Below are 18,028 nucleotides of genomic sequence, written 5' to 3' on the forward strand. Positions count from 1 at the left end.
ATGGCCGACGCGGTGGAGTGGGCGATCGACCTGGCGGGCACCGCGTCCGCGCTGCTGCTGGCGCTGCTGGCCTCGCACGGACAGAAGCCCGTCTAGGTGCCCGGCCGCACGGTGAACCGGATGGCCGGTGCATAGCGGGGCGAGGCGAAGAGCGACGCCCGCGACGCGTTCGTGATCGCGGAGACCTCCAGGGTGCTTGCCGGAATCGGGGTTCAGCTGCGGGAGAGGGGTCAGTTCTCGTGGAGCGCGCGCATCAGCGCGATCTGGCGGTGGTCGCGTTCGGCGGCCAGTTCGGTGACGCTGCCCTCGGCCAGGAACTCCTTGGCCTGGGCGATGAGCAGGGCGAGCGTGGGCTCGTCGAAGGAGGGAGTGCCGAGGGCCGGCCAGGCGGCTTCCATCTGGGGTCCGAGGTGGGCCAGGAAGTCGGGCAGTCCGCCCTGACCGCCGCCCAGGTGGAAGGAGCGGAAGGGGCCGTCCACCGCCCAGCGCAGGCCGATCGAGGAGGTGACGATGGAGTCCAGCTCCTGCTCGGTGACCACACCGGTGGCCACCAGGTGCACGGCCTCGCGGAACAGCGCGGACTGCAGTCGGTTGGCGACGAACCCGGGGACCTCCTTGCGCAGCACCTGGGGCTGCTTGCCGAGCGAGGCGTAGAACTGCCGTGCCTGCTCGACGGTTTCGGCCGAGGTAAGCGCGCCGGGGACGATCTCGACCAGCGGGATCAGATGCGGCGGGTTGAAGGGATGCCCCACCACCAGCCGCTCCGGGCTGCGCAGGGCCTCGGCGATGGCGGTGGCCGGGATGCCGGAGGTCGAGGTGGCCAGTAGCGCGTCCGCCGGGGCGCATTGCTCGATGCGCTGCCACAGCTCCTGCTTGAGCAGCAGCCGCTCCGGGCCGTTCTCCTGCACGACATCGGCCTGCGCGACAGCGAGAGCCACGTCGGGCTCCAGGCACAGGCGCGCGCTCAGATGCGAGGTGTCGAAGCCGAGTTGCCGCAGTGCCGGTTCACAGGCGGCGAGTTCGGTGTCCAGGTAGGCGTCCAGGTCGGGGCGCGGGTCGCAGACGGTGACCTCCAGGCCGCCTGCCAGGAACAGGGCGGTCCAGGAGGCGCCGATCAGGCCGGCGCCGACGACGGTTGCGCGGATGGGGCTCATGCGGAAGGCACTTTCTTGAGGTAGTCGTGCAGGGGTTCGGCGGGGGAGAGGGTGAGGTCGGCCAGCACATGGGTGGCGCGCACGACCTCGCGTACGGGCAGATCGGCCAGCGGTGCGAGCGCGTGCTCGAAGAGCTGGAGCCGTGCGGGCCCGGACCAGGCACCCTTGACGGTGAGATCGGTGATCCGGGTGCGGACGAGTTCGCAGCGCAGGGGAGCGCCGTCGTATCCGCGGTCGATACCCAGCAGGTAGGTGGGCGCGGCGAGTTCGGCACGGGCCTGGGCGGGGTCGAGCGGCTGGTGCTTGTAGCCCATGGTCGCGGTGGCCACCCGCAGCGAGCCGTGGTCGAGGGTGCCGACCAGGGTGTCGCCGTCGACGTACAGGCGGGGCCATCCCGCCTTCTTCGGGTACGCGCTCAGTTCGCGCCCCGAGGCGATGGCCGGTGCGCTGTCCACGTACATCGCCAGACTGAACTCGCCCTGCTCCCCGTCGAGTTCGACCGGGATCAGCTGGCCGGACTCGCTGTAGCTGCCGAGGCCGGTGACGTCCGGCATCCGGATGACCTCGAAGCGGACCAGCGGCTCGGGCACGGCCAGTGGCTCGGGGACGACGCGCCGCAGGGCGTCGGGGTCGGTGCGGTAGGTGATCGTCAGGTACTCGCGGTCGGTGAAGCGGTACGGGGGCAGCGGGTAGGCGGGGGAGTTCACCGGTGTGGTGAGCAGCAGGTCCGGGATGTCGCCGGCGCGCATCGGGATCACCAGGCCAGGGTGGAGGCACCGAGGGGCTCGGCGCCGCGGGTGAGACGGGGGCGCAGCGTGGAGTACGCGATGCGTGTCGGCAGATAGCCGGTGCTGCCGAACGGGCCCTCGACAGTGGCGAGGTGACCGGCGGCGTCGGTGGGGTCGGGGGCGGGCAGGCCGCGGACCTGCGCGCGCGGGAACAGCCCCAGGTCCTGCACCCACATCGAGACCTTGGCCAGATCCACGTGCACCCGCCAGGTCCCGCCCTCGCGGGCCCGGCGGCGCAGTGCCTCCACGGTCCCGGCTGCGCCCAGGATCGCCGCGAGGTAGTCGTTGAGCAGGTAGGTGGGCGGCAGCCTGGGCCCGTCGAAGGAGCCCTCCTCTGCGGAGAATCCGCTTGCTGCACAGGCGAGTTGGTCGAATCCGCCGCGCCGCGACCACGGTCCGGTCGTGCCCCAGCCGTGGAAGTCCAACAGGACGAGTCCGGGCCGCTCCTCGGCCAAGGCCGCCGGGCCGAAGCCCTTGGTGTCCAGGTTCAGGTAGTTGCTCACATACACGTCCGTCTCCGCCAGTACCCGGCGCAAGGCCTTCGCCTGGCCGGGGACGTTCAGGTCGCAGAAGGCGGCGCGCTTGCCGATGCCGGTCTCGATGATCATGCCGTTGGGGTCGGGGTGTGCGGGGGAGGACAGGTGTAGTACGTCCGCGCCCAGCTCGGCGGTCATCCTGGCGGCGATCGGCCCGGCGATGACGTGCGTGTTGTCCAGCACACGCACGCCGGAGAGTGGAAGTTCGGCCCCGCCGGGGAAGGGCTCGGGCGCGCTGTCGCCCAGTTTGTCGATGTGGATCAGCGGGCCCCGGTCGAGCAGCCGGCCCTGCGGGTGCTCGCGCCACTCGGCCCGCGTCCGTACGGCGATGGCGGTGCCGCCCCGCGCGCAGATCGCCTCCTCCAGTGCGAAGGCGTCCCAGTGTGCGACGGCGTCCGCGATCCGCTCCCGGTCGGGCTGGCAGTCCAGGACCTCGCACGCCGTATCGCGCAGATGCGGGTAGCTCAGCAGCACATAGACGTGGCGGCCGTCGGCGGCGCGGTAGAAGTCGCTGTTCCCGAGCAGGTTCGGGTCCTCGGCGAGTGCAGTGACGGCAACGCCGTTGACGCTGGTCAGGAACACGGCCATCAGCTGGTGCACGGCCGACTCCACCGACACGGTGACGTCCTGCCCGTCCCCGCCGCGCTCCCGCCACAGCGCGGCGACCTCCGTGCCGAGCGCCGCGAGCGCGGCCGCGGCGGCGTCGCCGATCCGGTGCACGGAGGGGGTGACCGGGTCGGCGCCGGTGATGGCGACCTTGCCGCCTGCGTCCGCGGCGCCGACGCCGAGTTCACGGTAGAGGTCGTCGAGTACGTCATGGGGAGTGTGTGGCATGACCGGGATCCTTCCGAAGGACTTCTGCTGCCTTCAGGAAAGCTGCGCCCCTTCGGTCCGGTCCAATATGACTTCCAGGCGGTGGTGATATGGCCCGTCATATAGAGGGCCGTTCACCTGCAGTGATATGCCTGACCCCTGATTTTCATAGGTGTATCGGTATTGGACGCAGGCTGCCTGTTCGGACTTTCCTGGATTCACTGAACGATCCCGAAAAGGAGGCGAAATGCCGAAGGAAGGAATGCTCGCCGGTGTCCGCGTCGTCGAACTCGGCAGCGTGATCATGGTGCCGTACGCCGCCCAGCAGCTCGGCGACCTGGGCGCCGACGTGATCAAGGTCGAGCCGCCCGGCGGCGACATGACGCGCAGCTACCCGCCGATCCGCCACGCCGGAATGGGCGGTGCGGCCCTCAACCTCAACCGCAACAAGCGCAGCGTCGCTCTCGATCTGAAGGCCCCGCACGGCCGCGAGGCGCTGCTTGCGCTGCTCCGTACCGCCGATGTGTTCCTGACCAACATCCGCCCGCAGGCCCTGGTCAGGCTCCGGCTCACCCCCGACGAACTCGCCGCCACCAACCCGGAGCTGATCCAGGTCAACGCCCAGGGCTTCCGCAGCGACAGCGAGCTCGGCACCCTCGCCGCGTACGACGACATCATCCAGGCCGTCTCCGGGCTGGTCTGGCTCAATCAGCAGGCCAGCGGGCAACCGCACTTCGTTCCTACCCTGCTCGCAGACAAGATCTGCGGCCTGCAGATCACCCAGTCCGTGCTCGCCGCTCTGCACCACCGAGCCAACGGCGGCGGAGGCCAGCACATCGAAGTGCCGATGGCCGATGTGATGATGGCCTTCAACCTCGTCGAGCACCTCGGCGAGGCCGTGCTGGAGCCCGACGGCTCCTTCGGTGCACCCCGCTCGATGAGCCGCGCCCGCCGCGCCCAGCGCACCGCCGACGGCTGGATGTGCATCCTGCCGCACAGCGACCGCAACTGGCGCGACTTCACCGCCTTCGCCGGCCGCCCCGAACTCGCCGACGACCCGCGGTTCGCCACCCGCGCCACGCGCGCCGCCAACGCCGACGAGCTCTACCCCGTACTGGACGAGCTCGCCCGGCAGCACACCACCGCGACCTGGCAGGACTTCTGCCACCGCGTGAGCATCCCCGCTGCTCCCGTGCACTCGATCGCCTCGGCCACGGCCAGCTCGTACGCCCGCGAAGGCGGCCTGCTCACCGAGGTCGAGCACCCCACCGAGGGCGCCTACCGGTCCATCGCCCGCCCGGTGCGCTACTCCGCCGACCCCGTCCCGCCGCTGCGCCCCTGCCCGGCCATCGGCGAGCACACCGACGAGGTGCTGCACGAGGCCGGCTTCGACACGAACCTGCTGCGCCCCGCGCACACCGCCTGAACAGGAGTTCGCCATGACCGGCACATCTGCACTGCTGCCCGCCCAAGCCCTCGAACTACGTCTGGAGGTCCGCCGGTTCCTCGACGAGGAGCGCGCCCGCGGCACCGTGCTCGGGCGCCCGGATTCCTGGCTGACCGGCTGGCTGCCGGAGTTCAGCCGCAGGCTCGCCGAGCGCGGCTGGGTGGGCATGGCCCTGCCCGAGGAGTACGGCGGGGGCGGCCTGGGCTTCGCCGCCCGAGTGGTGGTGATCGAGGAACTGCTCGCCGCCGGGGCTCCGGTCTCCGCGCACTGGGTCGCCGACCGCCAGGCCGCGCCCTCGATCCTGGCCCACGGCAGCGAGGAGCAGAAGAAGCGCTTCCTGCCCGCCATCGCGGAGGGCCGCTGCTTCTTCTCCATCGGGATGAGCGAGGCGCAGGCCGGTTCCGACCTGGCGAACGTGGCGACCCGCGCCGAGCGTACCGACGGCGGCGGCTGGAAGCTGACCGGCACCAAGATGTGGACCGGCGGTGCGCACGTCAACGACTACGCGATCGTCCTGGCCCGCACCAGCGACCACGCCGACCGCCACCAGGGGCTCAGCCAGTTCATCGTGGACCTGCGCGCCCCCGGGGTGCGCGTGGAGCCGATCCGGCTGCTGACCGGCGAGCACACCTTCAACTACTTCCACCTGGAGGGCGTCGAGGTCCCCGACAGCATGCTGCTCGGCAGCGAGGGCGACGGCTGGGCGCAGGTGACCGGTGAGCTCGCCTTCGAACGCAGTGGCCCGGAGAGGTACTTGAGTACCTTCCCGCTGCTTGTCGCGCTGGTGCGTGAGCTGTCGGGCCGCGCCACCACCGCCGACCAGCAGTCCCGCCTCGGCGCGCTCCTCGCGCGGGTGTGCGCCGTACGCCGGCTCTCCCTCGGGGTGGCCGCGGCGCTGGACGCGGGACGCCCCGCCGACGTCCAGGCAGCCCTGGTGAAGGACCTCGGAACCCGGCTCGAAGGCGAGGTGGTGAACGAGGCCCGGCGGATCCTGCCGGTGGCCGCCGACGCCGGAGCCACGCCCGGCACGTACCCCGAACTCCTCGCCATCGCGCTCCTGCACACCCCCGCATACACCCTGCGCGGCGGCACCAACGAAATCCTTCGCGGCATCATCACCCGAGCCCTTGAGCAGCAGGAGCAGCAGTCATGAGCATCTCGCAGCAGCTTGCCGACGTCCGTTCCGCAGGGCGCACCGCAGGGACCGGGTCCGGATCCGCGTCCGGGCCGGTCGCCGAAAGCATCCTCGTCGCCCGGCCGCTCGCCGAGCGCACCGGACTCGTCCTACCCGCAGGCCCCTTGACCTACTGCCTGGCCTCCGACCTGGCGATCACCTGGGCCCGCCCCGCCGCCTTCCACGTCGGCCCGGCGGGGACCATGGGCGAGGACCTCGCCCTACGCGTCTCGGGCACCCTGCCCCGCGTGCCCTGGGGCGGCAGCGCCACCGTACTGGTCGTGGCGCAGGGTCCGGGCGGACCCGTCCTGTTCCCCGTCGACCCCGCTCGTACGACGGTCGCAACCGGCTCCAACCTCGCCGGAGAGTCGCGTGACACCCTGCACCTGGCCGACTTCCAGGTCCCTGCCGAGCTCGTACGCCCCCTCCCCCCGGACCTGCTGACCGAGTGCGAGCTGCGCGCCGCCTTGGCGCGCGCGGCATTGATCGCCGGGGCGGCCGAGCGCTGCGTCGAGCTGACGGTGGCCCACACCTCCGGTCGCATCCAGTTCGGCCGGCCGCTCAGCCACTTCCAGGCCGTCAAGCAGGAAGAGGCCCGGCTCATCGAGGAGTCCGCGCTGGTCGGCGCCGCAGTGGAAGCAGCCGGTGAAGCGGTCGAACTCCACGGCTTCGAGGCCGTGTTCGCCATCGCCGCCGCCAAGGCCCAGGCATCCGCGTCGGTCGCAGAGATCACCAGGATCGCCCACCAACTGCACGGCGCCATCGGCTTCACCGAACTCAGCGAACTGCGCTTCGCCACCACCCGGCTGTGGTCCTGGCGCGACGAGGACGGGGACGAAGCTCACTGGTCGGCCCGCCTCGGCCGTACGGCGCTCGCACAGCGGGCGGAGGACCTCTGGCCCCTTCTCACCGGCACGAAGGCATGGTGAATCTCTAGGATCTTGGCATGGACCTCACGCCACGCCTGCTGGAGCAGTTCACGGTACTTGCCGAGGAGAAGCACTACGGCCGGGCGGCCGAGCGGCTGATGATGAGTCAGCCACCGCTCAGCCAGGCCATCCAGCGTCTGGAGCGGATCGTCGGCGCCCGGCTGCTCGACCGGAGCAGCAATGGCGTCGAACTGACCGCAGCGGGCGCGGCGTTCGCCGCAGATGCCCGTCACCTGCTGGACGCCCAGCAGGCCGCACTCGCCCGCGCCCGCCGGATCGCCTCGGGGGACGCGGGCGAGGTCCGTGTCGGGTACATCAGCGGTCTCGCGCACTGGCACATACCCCGGCTGTTGGCCAATGCGGCACGCGATCTGCCCGACCTGCGCATCCAGTTGACCCAGGCCTCCTCCATCGCCCTGGTCGAGGCGCTACGGCTGGGCTCCCTCGACCTCGCCTTCATCCGCACCGCACCCCTGCAGGCCGATGACCTGGAACTGCTGGAGCTCGGCCGTGAGCGGGTGTATGTCGCCCTGCCCGAGACCCACGCGCTCGCGGGTGCGGCCGAACTCTCCCTGTCCGCCCTCCGGGAGGACTGGTTCGTCTTCGTCAGCGAGCGGGCCCTGCCCGAGCTCGCCCGCAAGGGGCAGCTCATGTGCCGCCGCGCGGGCTTCACGCCCCGGATCAGGGCCCGCGCCGACGACCTCCCCGGACTCCTCGGCTACGTCGCCTCCGGGCTGTGTGTCGCCCTGGTCACCGAGCACACGGCCGATCTCTCCTTCCCCGGTGTACGCGTGGTCGCCCTCGCCGACGCCGGCCCCGAGTTCTCCGTCGCGATCCGGGTCGTGCACCGTCCGGACCCAGACCCGGCCGTCCCCGCACTACTGGGGCACACCGCGTCCTGGTTCGACGCGGACTACTGATCGCCCCCCGGGGGGCATGTGGACGAGGCAGCCGAGCGCATCCAGCGCGAGCGAGGGCGGCGCCCTTCCAGGACACCGTGTTGTGCTCTTCCGCCTGGTATCTGCCGACGGCGCAGGTGGGAGCGGATCCGCAGGTCAGGGCCCTGTCTGACCTGCGGAAACGAGGAGGGATCGAACGGCGTTTCCGCAGGCCAGAGGGGGTCCTACAGGTCGTAGTACAGCTCGAACTCGTGCGGGTGCGGGCGGAGGGCGATCGGGGCGATCTCGTTGGTGCGCTTGAAGTCGATCCACGTCTCGATCAGGTCGGGCGTGAAGACGTTGCCCGCGAGGAGGTACTCGTGGTCGGCCTCCAGGGCCTCCAGGACCGCCGGGAGGGAGGAGGGTACCTGCGGGACGTTCGCGTGCTCCTCGGGAGCGAGCTCGTAGAGGTCCTTGTCGACGGGCTCCAGCGGCTCGATCTTGTTGCGGATGCCGTCGAGGCCGGCCATCAGCATCGCCGAGAAGGCCAGGTACGGGTTGGAGGAGGGGTCCGGCGCCCGGAACTCGATGCGCTTGGCCTTGGCGTTGGAGCCGGTGATCGGGATGCGGATCGCGGCCGACCGGTTGCGCTGGGAGTAGACCAGGTTGACCGGCGCCTCGAAGCCCGGGACGAGGCGGTGGTAGGAGTTCACCGAGGGGTTGGTGAACGCCAGCAGCGACGGCGCGTGCCGCAGCAGGCCGCCGATGTAGTAGCGGGCGGTGTCGGAGAGTCCGGCGTAGCCCTGCTCGTCGTAGAAGAGCGGCGAGCCCTCGATCCACAGCGACTGGTGGACGTGCATGCCCGAGCCGTTGTCGCCGAAGATCGGCTTCGGCATGAAGGTGGCCGTCTTGCCGTTGCGCCAGGCGACGTTCTTGATGATGTACTTGAACAGCATCAGGTCGTCGGCCGCGTGCAGCAGGGTGTTGAACTTGTAGTTGATCTCGGCCTGGCCGGCGGTGCCGACCTCGTGGTGCTGGCGTTCGACCTCCAGGCCGGACTTGGCCAGCTCCAGCGACATCTCGGCGCGCAGGTCGGCGAAGTGGTCGACCGGCGGGGTGGGGAAGTACCCGCCCTTGTACTTGACCTTGTAGCCGCGCACGTCGCCCTCGGCCGCACCGGTGTTCCAGGCACCGGCCTCGGAGTCGATGTGGTAGAAGGACGCGTTGGCGCTGGTGTCGAACCGCACCGAGTCGAAGACGTAGAACTCGGCCTCGGGCCCGAAGAACGCGGTGTCGGCGATGCCGGAGGAGGCCAGGTAGGCCTCCGCCTTCTTGGCGACGTTGCGCGGGTCGCGGCTGTAGGCCTCGCCGGTGACCGGGTCCTGGATGAAGAAGTTGATGTTGAGGTGCTTCTCGGCCCGGAACGGGTCGAGCCTGGCCGTGGCGAGGTCCGCGACGAGGGCCATGTCGGACTCGTGGATGGCCTGGAAGCCGCGGATCGACGAACCGTCGAACATCAGGGTCTCGGACGGGTCGAAGGTCGCCGCAGGTACGGAGAAGTGCTGCATGACGCCCGGCAGGTCGCAGAAGCGGACATCGACGAACTTGACGTCGTTGTCCTGGATGAACTGCTTCACTTCGGCGGCGTTGTTGAACAAAGCATCCTCCTCGGCGTGCGAATGCGGCTCACCCTAGGAACGGTCCGTTTCCGATCGGTGACTCGCTCGTTTCCTAGATGTTAACCACACCCGCCGAACGGGCGGCAAAGTCGTACGGTCCTGGGCAAAACGCCCCACCGGCCTGCCCACCTCCCGATAAGTGGTCTGGACCATTCGGTAAGCCCGGTCACCGGGATTCACTCGGTCGGGGAAGGCTCGCGGACGACGGGGGAGCCGGTGGCGGCGCGCGGCGACCGCCCGGTTAGTGTGGATTCGTGGACACCAGAGAAGCGTTGGGATCGTGGATCGACGGCCCGAAGGCGGCCGCCGAGAAGATGGGCGCCGACTTCGGCTACCGCGGCGAGCGCCTCGGACTGCCCAAGGAGGGCCCCGGCTCGATCGCCGGCCCCGGCCGCCGGATCGGCGCCCTGTTCGTGGACGGCTGGCTGGTCTCCCTGGTCGCCTACGGACTGCTGGGCAAGGGCACCGCGTCCTCGGCCAACCTGTGGACGACGCCGCTGTTCTTCGGCGTCACCGCGCTGCTGCTCGCCACCTCCGGCACGACGGTCGGCAAGCGGCTGTTCGGCCTGAGGGTGGTCCGGCTGGACGGCCGCCGCGCGACCATCCCGCAGGTGCTGCTGCGCACGCTGCTGCTCTGCCTGCTGGTGCCGCCGCTGGTGTGGGACCGCGACACCCGCGGCCTGCACGACAAGGCGGTCGGCACCGTCGAGGTCCGGATCTAGCCGAGGCCCGTGAACGAGGCCCCGGGTCCCGTGAACGAGGCCCCGGGTCCCGTGAACGCCGAACGGCCCCGCCGCTCCAGAGGAGTGGCGGGGCCGTTCGTGTCGACGGGGGAGGGTCAGCGGGCCTGGCCGCCCTTGGGCATCCGGGCGCCCTTGGGCATCGGGCCCTTGGGGATCGGCGCCTTGGAGAGCAGGTCGCCCAGCGCGCGCAGGCGGTCGTTGGTCTCGGTGACCTGGGCCGGGGTGATGGCGCGGGGCAGGCGCATGAGGTGGATCTGCAGCTTCTTGAGCGGGATCTCACCCTCGCCGTTGCCCACGACGATGTCGTGCACCGGCACGTCGCCGACGACACGGGCCATCTTCTTCTTCTCGGACGCCAGCAGCTGGCGGACCCGGTTCGGATTGCCCTCGCCGATCAGCGCGATGCCGGCCCGGCCGACGGCGCGGTAGACCGCGTCCTGGTTGCGGGTGACCGCGACCGGGGTGGAGTTGGAGCTCCAGCCGCGCTTGATGTTGTTCAGCACCGCCGCGACGGCGCCCGGCTGCCCCTCCATCTGCCCGAACGCGGCGCGCTCGGCCCGGCGTCCGAAGACGATCGCCATGGCCAGGAAGGCCACGATGAAGCCCAGGATGCCCAGATAGACGGGGTGGTCGATTGCGAAGCCGATGGCGAGAAACACGCCGAAGGTCAGCAGGCCGACGCCGGCGATGATCAGGCCGATCTTGGTGTCGACCTTCTTGGTCATGATGTACGCCTGGCGGATCTGCTTCAGCCGCCCGGGGTTCTCGGATGTTTCCCTCGCCATAACGCTCATGGTACGTGCCACGGGTACGGGAACTCCAAGCCCGGGTACCCGTTCGCCCGAACCGTGACCCGTGTGCCGGGCAGCCGTCGCGGACAGCGACGAAACGCCCGCTTCCGTGAGCTCCGGGTGCCGTCCGGTCCCGGTGCCGCCGGCCGTCAGCTCCGGGCGGGCTCCACCCCTGTGCCGCCCGCCGCCGTCGGCGCGACGTGGTGCCGGTCCGCCGCGTGCCGGCGGTTCTCGCAGACCGCCGCCCAGGCGTTGCGCCTGGCGTGCCGCTGCCCGCCGGCCATCAGGACGCTCTCGGCGAACCGCACCGCAACTCCGACCGACCGGATCCGCATGCGCATCCCGGGCAACTCCCCTCGTGGCTGAGAAGGATCGAACGACGAAGGACCGAACGGTCTCATCGGGTCCATCGTCACCACTCCGTGTTACCAGTTCGTGACCCGCTGGTCAAAGGCTGATGAAAAACGGAAGGGCGGAGCCGGAGCTCCGCCCTTCAGAACGGCTCGAACCGAGGCGTCCGCGTCAGACCGCGGCCTGCTCGCGCCGCTCCAGCGCCTGCCGGTACAGCCGGCCGGCCCGGTACGAGGAGCGCACCAGCGGGCCCGACATGACCCCGGCGAAGCCCAGCTCCTCGGCCTCCTGCTGGAGCTCGACGAACTCGTGCGGCTTCACCCAGCGCTCGACCGGGTGGTGGCGCAGCGAGGGCCGCAGGTACTGGGTGATGGTGATCAGCTCGCAGCCGGCGCCGACCAGGTCGGCCAGCGCCTGGCTGACCTCCTCGCGGGTCTCGCCCATGCCCAGGATCAGGTTGGACTTGGTCACCAGCCCGGCCGCCCGGGCCTGGGTGATGACGTCCAGCGAGCGCTCGTAGCGGAACGCCGGGCGGATCCGCTTGAAGATGCGCGGGACCGTCTCGACGTTGTGCGCGAGTACCTCGGGGCGGGAGGAGAAGACCTCGGCCAGCTGCTCGGGCACCGCGTTGAAGTCGGGGATCAGCAGCTCGACGCCGGTGCGGCCGGCCTCGCGGTCGGCGGTCATCGCGTGCACCTGGCGCACGGTCTCGGCGTACAGCCAGGCGCCGCCGTCCTCCAGGTCGTCGCGGGCGACGCCGGTGATGGTCGCGTAGTTGAGGTCCATGGTGACGATGGACTCGGCGACGCGGCGCGGTTCGTCCCGGTCGAACTCGGCGGGCTTGCCGGTGTCGATCTGGCAGAAGTCGCAGCGGCGGGTGCACTGGTCACCGCCGATGAGGAAGGTTGCCTCGCGGTCCTCCCAGCACTCGAAGATGTTGGGGCAGCCGGCCTCCTGGCAGACCGTGTGCAGCCCCTCCTTCTTCACCAGCGACTGGAGGGCGTTGTACTCCGGGCCCATCTTCGCGCGGGTCTTGATCCACTCGGGCTTCCGCTCGATGGGGGTCTCGCTGTTGCGGACCTCCAGGCGGAGCAGCTTCCTGCCGTCGGGTGCGACAGCGGACACGTGCGACTCCTAGAACTAGACGGGGTACCCCCAGGGTACGCCTGTGGTTGTACGGGCTTCGCCGGGCGTGCCGCCCTGCAATCGCAGGGCAACAGAGCTACCGGCCAGTAGATTCCCCAGTGGTTCCCGAACCCCGGGGCGCGGCCGGGGCCATGGGCGGGGGCCGCGGCCGGAATCCTCAGCGGCTGAGCGCGGGCTCGGGCAGCTCGGCGAGCACGTCCGCCAGGTGCCGCTGGACCACCGGCAGCGCCGTGCCGACGGACAGCTCGCGGCCGAGCTCGTTGGAGAGCGAGGTCACACCCGCGTCCCGGATGCCGCACGGCACGATCTTGTCGAAGAAGGTCATGTCCTGGGCGCAGTTCAGCGAGAAGCCGTGCATCGTGACGCCGCGCGCGACGCGCACGCCGATCGCGGCGAGCTTGCGGTCGTCGCCGCGCTGGCCGGCGTTGGACGGCGCGTACTCGGGGCCGGCCAGCCGCGGGTCGATGCCCAGCGGCAGGCCCAGCCGCAGGGTGAGCTTGCCGATGTCGACCACCTGGGACGGGTCCACGACCGCGTCCGGGATGGTGTCGCCGAGCACCCAGACACCGCTGCGGCCCTCGACCCGGGTGGTCCCCACGCCGAACTCGGCGGCGGCGCGGATCAGCGCCTCCTCCAGCCGGCGGACGTACGCGATGACGTCGATCGGGTCGGGCAGCTTGACGATCGGGTAGCCGACCAGCTGGCCGGGGCCGTGCCAGGTGATCTCCCCGCCCCGGTTGACCTCGACCACCGGGGTGCCGTCCAGCGGGAGGTCGGCCGGGTTGGTGCGCTTGCCCATCGTGTAGACGGACTGGTGCTCCAGCAGCAGCACGGTGTCGGGGATCTCGTCCGCGACCCGCAGCGCGTGCAGGCGCTGCTGCTCCTCCCAGGCTTCCTGGTAGGGCACCGTGCGCTCGCCTATGCCCAACGAAACGAAACGTACGTTCTCGCTCACCGTTTGCCGCTCCTTGCCGGGCGTTCGAGACCAACCTCGCCACTGTACGCCCAAGCCCGATCGGACCGTTCAGCCGTCCACCGGGCACGCTCCCGGGAACGTCTCACGGCTCCGCCAGCAGCTGGAGCCGCAGCGCCAACTGCAGCTCCAGCGACCGCTCCGGCACGTTCCAGTCCCGCCCGAGCAGCGCCTCGACCCGGTCCAGCCGCTGGACGACCGTGTTCACGTGGACGTGCAGCTCGTCCTTGGCCCGCGTCAGGCTGCCCCCGCAGTCGAAGTACGCGCGGAGGGTGCGGACCAGCTCGGTGCCGCGCCGGGCGTCGTAGTCGAGCAGCGGGCCGAGCGTCGCCCCGACGAAGCCGTCCACGTCGTGCCCGTCGCCGAGGAGCACCCCGAGGAAGCCGAGCGCCCGCGCCGACGCGCCCTCGCCCGCGCGGCCGAGCACCCGCAGCGCCCGCAGGCAGCGCAGGCCCTCGGCGTACGAGGCGGCGATCGCCGGCGGGCCCGCGGCCGGGCGGCCCGCGCCGACGGTGACCGGGAACCCGGCCAGCCGGGCCAGCCGTTCGGCGGCCTGCCGGGCGGTCTCCTCGGGGTCGCCGCCGTCCGGTACCAGCAGGACGACGGCCTCGCCGTGCTCGGCGCCGATGCCCCGGGAGCCGAACAGGTACCGCCCGGCCGCGCCCGCGAGCCGGCCGCGGTCGGTGGTGGCGGCGGCTCCGGTGGCCCCGGCGGGTTCGGCGACCAGGACGAGGTGCGGGCGGCCGAGGTCGACGCCGAGCCGCCGGCCGCGCGCGGTGAGCCCGGCGGGGTCGCGGTCGGGGGCGGTCAGCAGGTCGGTGAGCAGCTCGCCGCGGACGCGGTTCTCGGTCTCGGCGACGGAGCGGCGCAGCAGCAGGAGGAGCGCGGTGACGACGCCGGCCCGCTCGAACAGCCGTCGGTCGGCGTCGTCGAGGTCGGGCCGGCCGCGCAGGACCATCGCGCCGAGCGCGTCCTGCCCGGCGAGGACGGCGCACACCCACAGGCCGCCGTGGCGGACGGACCGGCCCTCGGCGCGTGAGGCCGCGATCGCCTCGGTCAGTCCGGCGGCGGAGGCGACGCGGCCGGCCAGCGGCTCGCCCTCGGCGTCCAGGACCGCTATCTCGCCGTCCAGGAGGGCCGCGACGGCGGCGGCGACGTCCGGCACCTCGGCGCCGCGCAGGACGAGGTCGGTGAGCCGGTCGTGGGCCTGTTCGGCGCGCTGGACGGCGGCGGAGTGGGCGCGGACGAGTTCGTTGGCGGCGCCCAGCTCGGCGAGCGCGGCGCGGGTGTCGGCCAGCGACTTGGCGGTGTCCAGGGCGATCGCGGCGTGCGCGGCCAGCGAGCAGAGCAGCGCGACCTCGTCGGGGGAGAAGGCGCGCGGGGAGCGGTCGGCGGCGAAGAGGACGCCGATCACCCGCCCGCCGAGCAGCAGCGGCACGCCGATGATCGCGACCAGGCCCTCGTCGAGCACGCCCGCGTCGATGGTGCCGGTGTGGTGGAAGCGGTCGTCGGTGCGGTAGTCGGGGGTCGCGTAGGGGCGGGCGGCCTGTGCGACCAGGCCGCCCAGGCCGTCGCCGAGGCTCAGCCGCAGGGTCTGGAAGAGGACGGACACCGAGCCGTCGGTGACGCGCATGTACGTGTCGCCGGCGGCCTCGTCCGGGAGGGTCAGGTAGGCGGTGTCGGTGCCGAGCAGCAGGCGGGCGCGGCGGACGATCGCCTGCAGCACGGTGTCCAGGTCGCGGGAGGCCGCGAGGTCGCCGGCGGTGTCGAACAGCGCGGTCAACTCGGCCTCGCGGCGCCGGTGCTGGCGCAGCGTGCGGTGGACGCGAAGGGCCTGCCAGGTGGCGTCGTCGATCTCCTGCAGCACCGCGGCCGGCGCCCCCCTGCGGCGGGCGTCGGCCAGCACCTCGGCGAAGTCCTCGGTGGCGGCGCCGGATCCGAGCAGGTCGAGCAGCCGCCGCAGGGCGGGCGCGGCGCTGGTCTGGGGGTCGTTCATGGTGCGTGCCGCCAATCGGCAGTGGGGCGGGAGCGCGATCGTAGCGGCTGGGCCGTCACGCGGTGGCGGGCTTGGCGACCGGGGCGGTATCGGCCGCCGGGGCTTCGACGTCGGCCTCGGCCAGGTCCTGCCCCTTCGTCTCCCGTGCGCAGAGGACGGCGAGCACCGTGAGCGCCGCTGCCGCGGCCACGTACACCGCGATCGGCGTGGCGCTGCCGTAGTCCTTGAGGAGCGCGGTGGCGATGAGGGGAGCCGGCGCCCCCGCGGCGACGGACGAGAACTGCGCCCCGATCGAGGCGCCCGAATAGCGCATCCGGGTGGCGAACATCTCGGAGAAGAAGGCGGCCTGGGGCGCGTACATCGCGCTGTGGAAGACCAGCCCGACCGTAACGGCGCAGACGAGGGCGGGGAACGACTTCGTGTCCACCAGGCCGAAGAAGACGAACGCCCACACCCCGACGCCGACCGCGCCCACCAGGTACACCGGCTTGCGCCCGACCCGGTCCGACAGCGCTCCGAACGCCGGGATCAGGGCGAACTGGACGGCAGAGGCGATCAGTACGGCGTTCAGCGCGGTCTGCTTGGAGAAGTGCGCGTGCGAGACCGCGTAAGCGAGCACGAAGGTGGTCATCACGTAGTAGGAGATGTTCTCCGCCATGCGGGCCCCCATGGCGACGAGGACCTCCCGCCAGTGGTGCCGCAGGACGGCGACGAGCGGCGGCTGCTCGACGGTCTTGCGCTCCTTCTGGGCGGCCAACGCCGCCTGGAACAAGGGCGATTCGTCGACCGCGAGCCGGATCCACATGCCGACCCCGACCAGCACCGCCGACAGCAGGAACGGCACCCGCCAGCCCCACGCGAGGAACGCGGCGTCCGACTGCACCGCCGTCATCAGCGACAGCACCCCGGCTGCGAGCAGGTTCCCGGCGGGCGCGCCGCCCTGCGGCCATGAGGCCCAGAAGCCCCGCCGGCGCTGGTCCCCGTGCTCGGACACCAGCAGCACGGCCCCGCCCCACTCCCCGCCGAGCGCGAACCCCTGCACCAGCCGCAGCACCGTCAGCAGCACGGGCGCGGCGACGCCGATCGAGTCGTACGTCGGCAGCACCCCGATGAGGGTGGTGGAACCGCCCATGAGCAGCAGGCTCACGACGAGGAGCCGCTTGCGCCCGACCCGGTCCCCGAAGTGCCCGAACACCAGGGCCCCGAGCGGCCGTGCGGCGAAGCCGATCGCGTACGTGAGGAACGCGAGGAGCGTCCCCGTCAGCGGATCGCTGTTCGGGAAGAACACCTTCCCGAACACGAGCGCGGCGGCCGTGCCGTAGAGGAAGTAGTCGTACCACTCGATGGTGGTCCCGATCAGACTGGCCGCCACTACCCGAGGGAGTGAGCGGCTGGGGGCTGCTGCGGTCATGGTCACCACTTCCAGGCCGGGGGAGACGATGTCGCCACAACGTAGGAAGCCCGGCGGCCGGGGCCTATGTGCCCAACCCACATAGTCGCCCCCTGTCTTGCAGCCCTCCACCCCATAACCGGCCCAGCCCGAGGACCGTTGCCCACCCCTCGCCCCGCAACCCCACCCAGCCTCAAGTGGGGCCACTCAAGACCGTCACGTCGACTTCCCACGCGGTGCGTGGGAAGTCGGCGAGGTCGACTTCCCACGCGGCTTGTTGGCGGTGATCCGTGGGTTTCGGAGGTGACTGTGACAGCCCTTGGATGGTCCAGGTCCAGGTCCAGGTCCAGGTCCAGCTGCAGCAGCAACGGCGGAGAGTGCATCGAGGCATCCGGCGGCGTCCCTGATGCGGTCCCTGCGGTCCCTGCGGTCCCTGTCCGTGACTCCAGGGACCCCGAGGGCCCCGTGCCGGCCTTCCCTGTCGAAGCCTGGTCGGCCTTCGTGGCCGTCGTCCGCTCGGGGGAGTTCGGCGAGGTCTGAAGCGGCGGGTTGGTGCGATAAGCACCCTTCCGGCCATGGGCAGTTGACCGACCACCCCGCGTGTTACGTTCCGAACCCGAACAGAAAACAGGTGACCCCGGCGGTGCTACCAACACCCCGGGGTCCGGCACCAGGAGTCAGAGCTCCCACGTGCATCCAACGTACCGAACAGGTACGGCACGTCACCGTGCTTCCCAACGCCGTCCTCCAGTACCGCAAGCCCAGCTACACCGCCCGCGGCCTCCTCGTCGACCTCCTCTCCCGCCCCGACGGCTGGCGCGAGGACGGCCGCCACACGGCCGCCACCAGTCCCCAGGGTCGGGGCGCCCCCCCGGGCCTTCCCCGCCGAGTGCCACCCGTCCGGCGCCCGGTGGCCCGGCTGCCGGTCGCACAGGCAGCCCTCCCGTGAAGAACCGGCAGCAAGAACCCACCCTCCCCGCGAGTCCGGCTGCCGACGGGCGGACCCGACAAGCCGTGGCCGCCCTGTTCCGGGCGATCCGCCCCGAGCCCCGCCTGCGCCTCGGCCAGGCCGAGGCGGGAAAGCTCGCGCCCCTCGTCGCCCAACGGCTGGAGCGCGGCAGCACCCCGGGCGACCTCCCCCAGGCCCTCCTCCCCGGCCTGCCCAACCCACTGCACTGCGCCGCAGCCGTGCGCCGCCACCGCCTGGAGCACAAGATGCCGCCCTGCCGAGCCCCGGAAC

At 71.5% G+C, this 18,028-nt stretch carries 17 protein-coding genes and 1 pseudogene; 8 read left to right on the plus strand and 10 right to left on the minus strand.

Annotation, left to right across the window (positions count from 1 at the left end):
* A pseudogene (locus AB0C76_RS21680) lies at positions 1 to 132 on the plus strand (IS110 family transposase); the annotation flags it as partial.
* 98 nt (positions 133 to 230) lie between these two features.
* Here the strand turns inward: AB0C76_RS21680 and AB0C76_RS21685 are convergent.
* Genes AB0C76_RS21685 through AB0C76_RS21695 form a run of 3 tightly spaced genes read right to left on the minus strand, consistent with a single transcriptional unit; the run spans position 231 to position 3,312 of the window.
* Complete coding sequence (locus AB0C76_RS21685; protein ID WP_359967737.1) at positions 231 to 1,154, minus strand: 3-hydroxyacyl-CoA dehydrogenase NAD-binding domain-containing protein; 924 nt, start codon at positions 1,152 to 1,154, stop codon at positions 231 to 233.
* On the minus strand, positions 1,151 to 1,903 hold the full coding sequence (locus tag AB0C76_RS21690; RefSeq protein WP_359967988.1) for an acetoacetate decarboxylase: 753 nt from the start codon (positions 1,901 to 1,903) through the stop codon (positions 1,151 to 1,153). The genes AB0C76_RS21685 and AB0C76_RS21690 overlap by 4 nt, the downstream gene beginning before the upstream one ends.
* Before the next feature lie 5 nt (positions 1,904 to 1,908).
* The gene (locus tag AB0C76_RS21695) at positions 1,909 to 3,312 is read right to left on the minus strand and encodes a CoA transferase (RefSeq protein WP_359967740.1); all 1,404 of its coding nucleotides are present in this window, start codon (positions 3,310 to 3,312) and stop codon (positions 1,909 to 1,911) included.
* A gap of 226 nt (positions 3,313 to 3,538) precedes the next feature.
* Between AB0C76_RS21695 and AB0C76_RS21700 the strand changes: the two genes are divergently transcribed.
* Genes AB0C76_RS21700 through AB0C76_RS21715 form a run of 4 tightly spaced genes read left to right on the plus strand, consistent with a single transcriptional unit; the run spans position 3,539 to position 7,761 of the window.
* The gene (locus AB0C76_RS21700; RefSeq protein ID WP_359967741.1) at positions 3,539 to 4,717 is read left to right on the plus strand and encodes a CoA transferase; all 1,179 of its coding nucleotides are present in this window, start codon (positions 3,539 to 3,541) and stop codon (positions 4,715 to 4,717) included.
* Between the two features lie 13 nt (positions 4,718 to 4,730).
* On the plus strand, positions 4,731 to 5,891 hold the full coding sequence (locus AB0C76_RS21705; protein WP_359967743.1) for an acyl-CoA dehydrogenase family protein: 1,161 nt from the start codon (positions 4,731 to 4,733) through the stop codon (positions 5,889 to 5,891).
* Entirely contained in the window at positions 5,888 to 6,841 is a 954-nt protein-coding gene (locus AB0C76_RS21710; RefSeq protein ID WP_359967746.1) for an acyl-CoA dehydrogenase family protein, read from the plus strand. The genes AB0C76_RS21705 and AB0C76_RS21710 overlap by 4 nt, the downstream gene beginning before the upstream one ends.
* A gap of 17 nt (positions 6,842 to 6,858) precedes the next feature.
* Entirely contained in the window at positions 6,859 to 7,761 is a 903-nt protein-coding gene (locus tag AB0C76_RS21715) for a LysR family transcriptional regulator (protein WP_359967749.1), read from the plus strand.
* 203 nt (positions 7,762 to 7,964) lie between these two features.
* Here AB0C76_RS21715 and glnA read toward each other — a convergent pair whose 3' ends face one another.
* Positions 7,965 to 9,377: a type I glutamate--ammonia ligase gene (gene glnA, locus AB0C76_RS21720; protein ID WP_359967752.1), complete on the minus strand. Its 1,413-nt coding sequence runs from the start codon at positions 9,375 to 9,377 to the stop codon at positions 7,965 to 7,967.
* Between the two features lie 275 nt (positions 9,378 to 9,652).
* On the opposite strand from glnA, the gene AB0C76_RS21725 reads away from it, so the two are divergent.
* Positions 9,653 to 10,120, plus strand: coding sequence for an RDD family protein (locus AB0C76_RS21725; protein WP_359967755.1), 468 nt, complete (start codon positions 9,653 to 9,655; stop codon positions 10,118 to 10,120).
* A gap of 116 nt (positions 10,121 to 10,236) precedes the next feature.
* Here the strand turns inward: AB0C76_RS21725 and AB0C76_RS21730 are convergent, their stop codons facing one another.
* The 6 genes from AB0C76_RS21730 to AB0C76_RS21755 all read right to left on the minus strand — a co-directional run bounded on the left by AB0C76_RS21730 (position 10,237) and on the right by AB0C76_RS21755 (position 16,809).
* A complete protein-coding gene (locus AB0C76_RS21730) occupies positions 10,237 to 10,926 on the minus strand; it encodes a DUF4191 domain-containing protein (protein WP_359967758.1) in 690 nt (229 codons plus the stop codon).
* Positions 10,927 to 11,081: 155 nt separating this feature from the next.
* On the minus strand, positions 11,082 to 11,273 hold the full coding sequence (locus AB0C76_RS21735; RefSeq protein WP_359967761.1) for a hypothetical protein: 192 nt from the start codon (positions 11,271 to 11,273) through the stop codon (positions 11,082 to 11,084).
* 181 nt (positions 11,274 to 11,454) lie between these two features.
* Positions 11,455 to 12,408, minus strand: coding sequence for a lipoyl synthase (gene lipA / locus AB0C76_RS21740; RefSeq protein WP_329928437.1), 954 nt, complete (start codon positions 12,406 to 12,408; stop codon positions 11,455 to 11,457).
* Positions 12,409 to 12,586: 178 nt separating this feature from the next.
* On the minus strand, positions 12,587 to 13,384 hold the full coding sequence (gene lipB / locus AB0C76_RS21745) for a lipoyl(octanoyl) transferase LipB (RefSeq protein ID WP_359967764.1): 798 nt from the start codon (positions 13,382 to 13,384) through the stop codon (positions 12,587 to 12,589).
* Positions 13,385 to 13,487: 103 nt separating this feature from the next.
* Positions 13,488 to 15,398, minus strand: coding sequence for a GAF domain-containing protein (locus tag AB0C76_RS21750; protein ID WP_359967767.1), 1,911 nt, complete (start codon positions 15,396 to 15,398; stop codon positions 13,488 to 13,490).
* Positions 15,399 to 15,453: 55 nt separating this feature from the next.
* Complete coding sequence (locus tag AB0C76_RS21755) at positions 15,454 to 16,809, minus strand: MFS transporter (protein ID WP_359967770.1); 1,356 nt, start codon at positions 16,807 to 16,809, stop codon at positions 15,454 to 15,456.
* Between the two features lie 66 nt (positions 16,810 to 16,875).
* Between AB0C76_RS21755 and AB0C76_RS21760 the strand changes: the two genes are divergently transcribed.
* Together AB0C76_RS21760 and AB0C76_RS21765 are read left to right on the plus strand one after the other, a co-directional pair.
* Positions 16,876 to 17,328 (plus strand): DUF397 domain-containing protein, encoded by a 453-nt coding sequence (locus AB0C76_RS21760; protein ID WP_359967773.1) that lies wholly within the window; start codon positions 16,876 to 16,878, stop codon positions 17,326 to 17,328.
* Between the two features lie 187 nt (positions 17,329 to 17,515).
* The gene (locus AB0C76_RS21765) at positions 17,516 to 17,737 is read left to right on the plus strand and encodes a hypothetical protein (protein ID WP_359967775.1); all 222 of its coding nucleotides are present in this window, start codon (positions 17,516 to 17,518) and stop codon (positions 17,735 to 17,737) included.
* Positions 17,738 to 18,028: the final 291 nt, after the last annotated feature.

The sequence above is a fragment of the Kitasatospora sp. NPDC048722 genome (assembly GCF_040650235.1).
GTDB lineage: Bacteria > Actinomycetota > Actinomycetes > Streptomycetales > Streptomycetaceae > Kitasatospora.

Coding starts and splice junctions, on each gene's coding strand:
- AB0C76_RS21685 (WP_359967737.1), bottom strand. CDS start 1,154: ATGAGCCCCATCCGCGCAACCGTCGTCGGCGCCGGCCTGATCGGCGCC.
- AB0C76_RS21690 (WP_359967988.1), bottom strand. CDS start 1,903: ATGCGCGCCGGCGACATCCCGGACCTGCTGCTCACCACACCGGTGAAC.
- AB0C76_RS21695 (WP_359967740.1), bottom strand. CDS start 3,312: ATGCCACACACTCCCCATGACGTACTCGACGACCTCTACCGTGAACTC.
- AB0C76_RS21700 (WP_359967741.1), top strand. CDS start 3,539: ATGCCGAAGGAAGGAATGCTCGCCGGTGTCCGCGTCGTCGAACTCGGC.
- AB0C76_RS21705 (WP_359967743.1), top strand. CDS start 4,731: ATGACCGGCACATCTGCACTGCTGCCCGCCCAAGCCCTCGAACTACGT.
- AB0C76_RS21710 (WP_359967746.1), top strand. CDS start 5,888: ATGAGCATCTCGCAGCAGCTTGCCGACGTCCGTTCCGCAGGGCGCACC.
- AB0C76_RS21715 (WP_359967749.1), top strand. CDS start 6,859: ATGGACCTCACGCCACGCCTGCTGGAGCAGTTCACGGTACTTGCCGAG.
- AB0C76_RS21730 (WP_359967758.1), bottom strand. CDS start 10,926: ATGGCGAGGGAAACATCCGAGAACCCCGGGCGGCTGAAGCAGATCCGC.
- AB0C76_RS21735 (WP_359967761.1), bottom strand. CDS start 11,273: ATGCGCATGCGGATCCGGTCGGTCGGAGTTGCGGTGCGGTTCGCCGAG.
- AB0C76_RS21750 (WP_359967767.1), bottom strand. CDS start 15,398: ATGAACGACCCCCAGACCAGCGCCGCGCCCGCCCTGCGGCGGCTGCTC.
- AB0C76_RS21755 (WP_359967770.1), bottom strand. CDS start 16,809: ATGACCGCAGCAGCCCCCAGCCGCTCACTCCCTCGGGTAGTGGCGGCC.
- AB0C76_RS21760 (WP_359967773.1), top strand. CDS start 16,876: ATGTGCCCAACCCACATAGTCGCCCCCTGTCTTGCAGCCCTCCACCCC.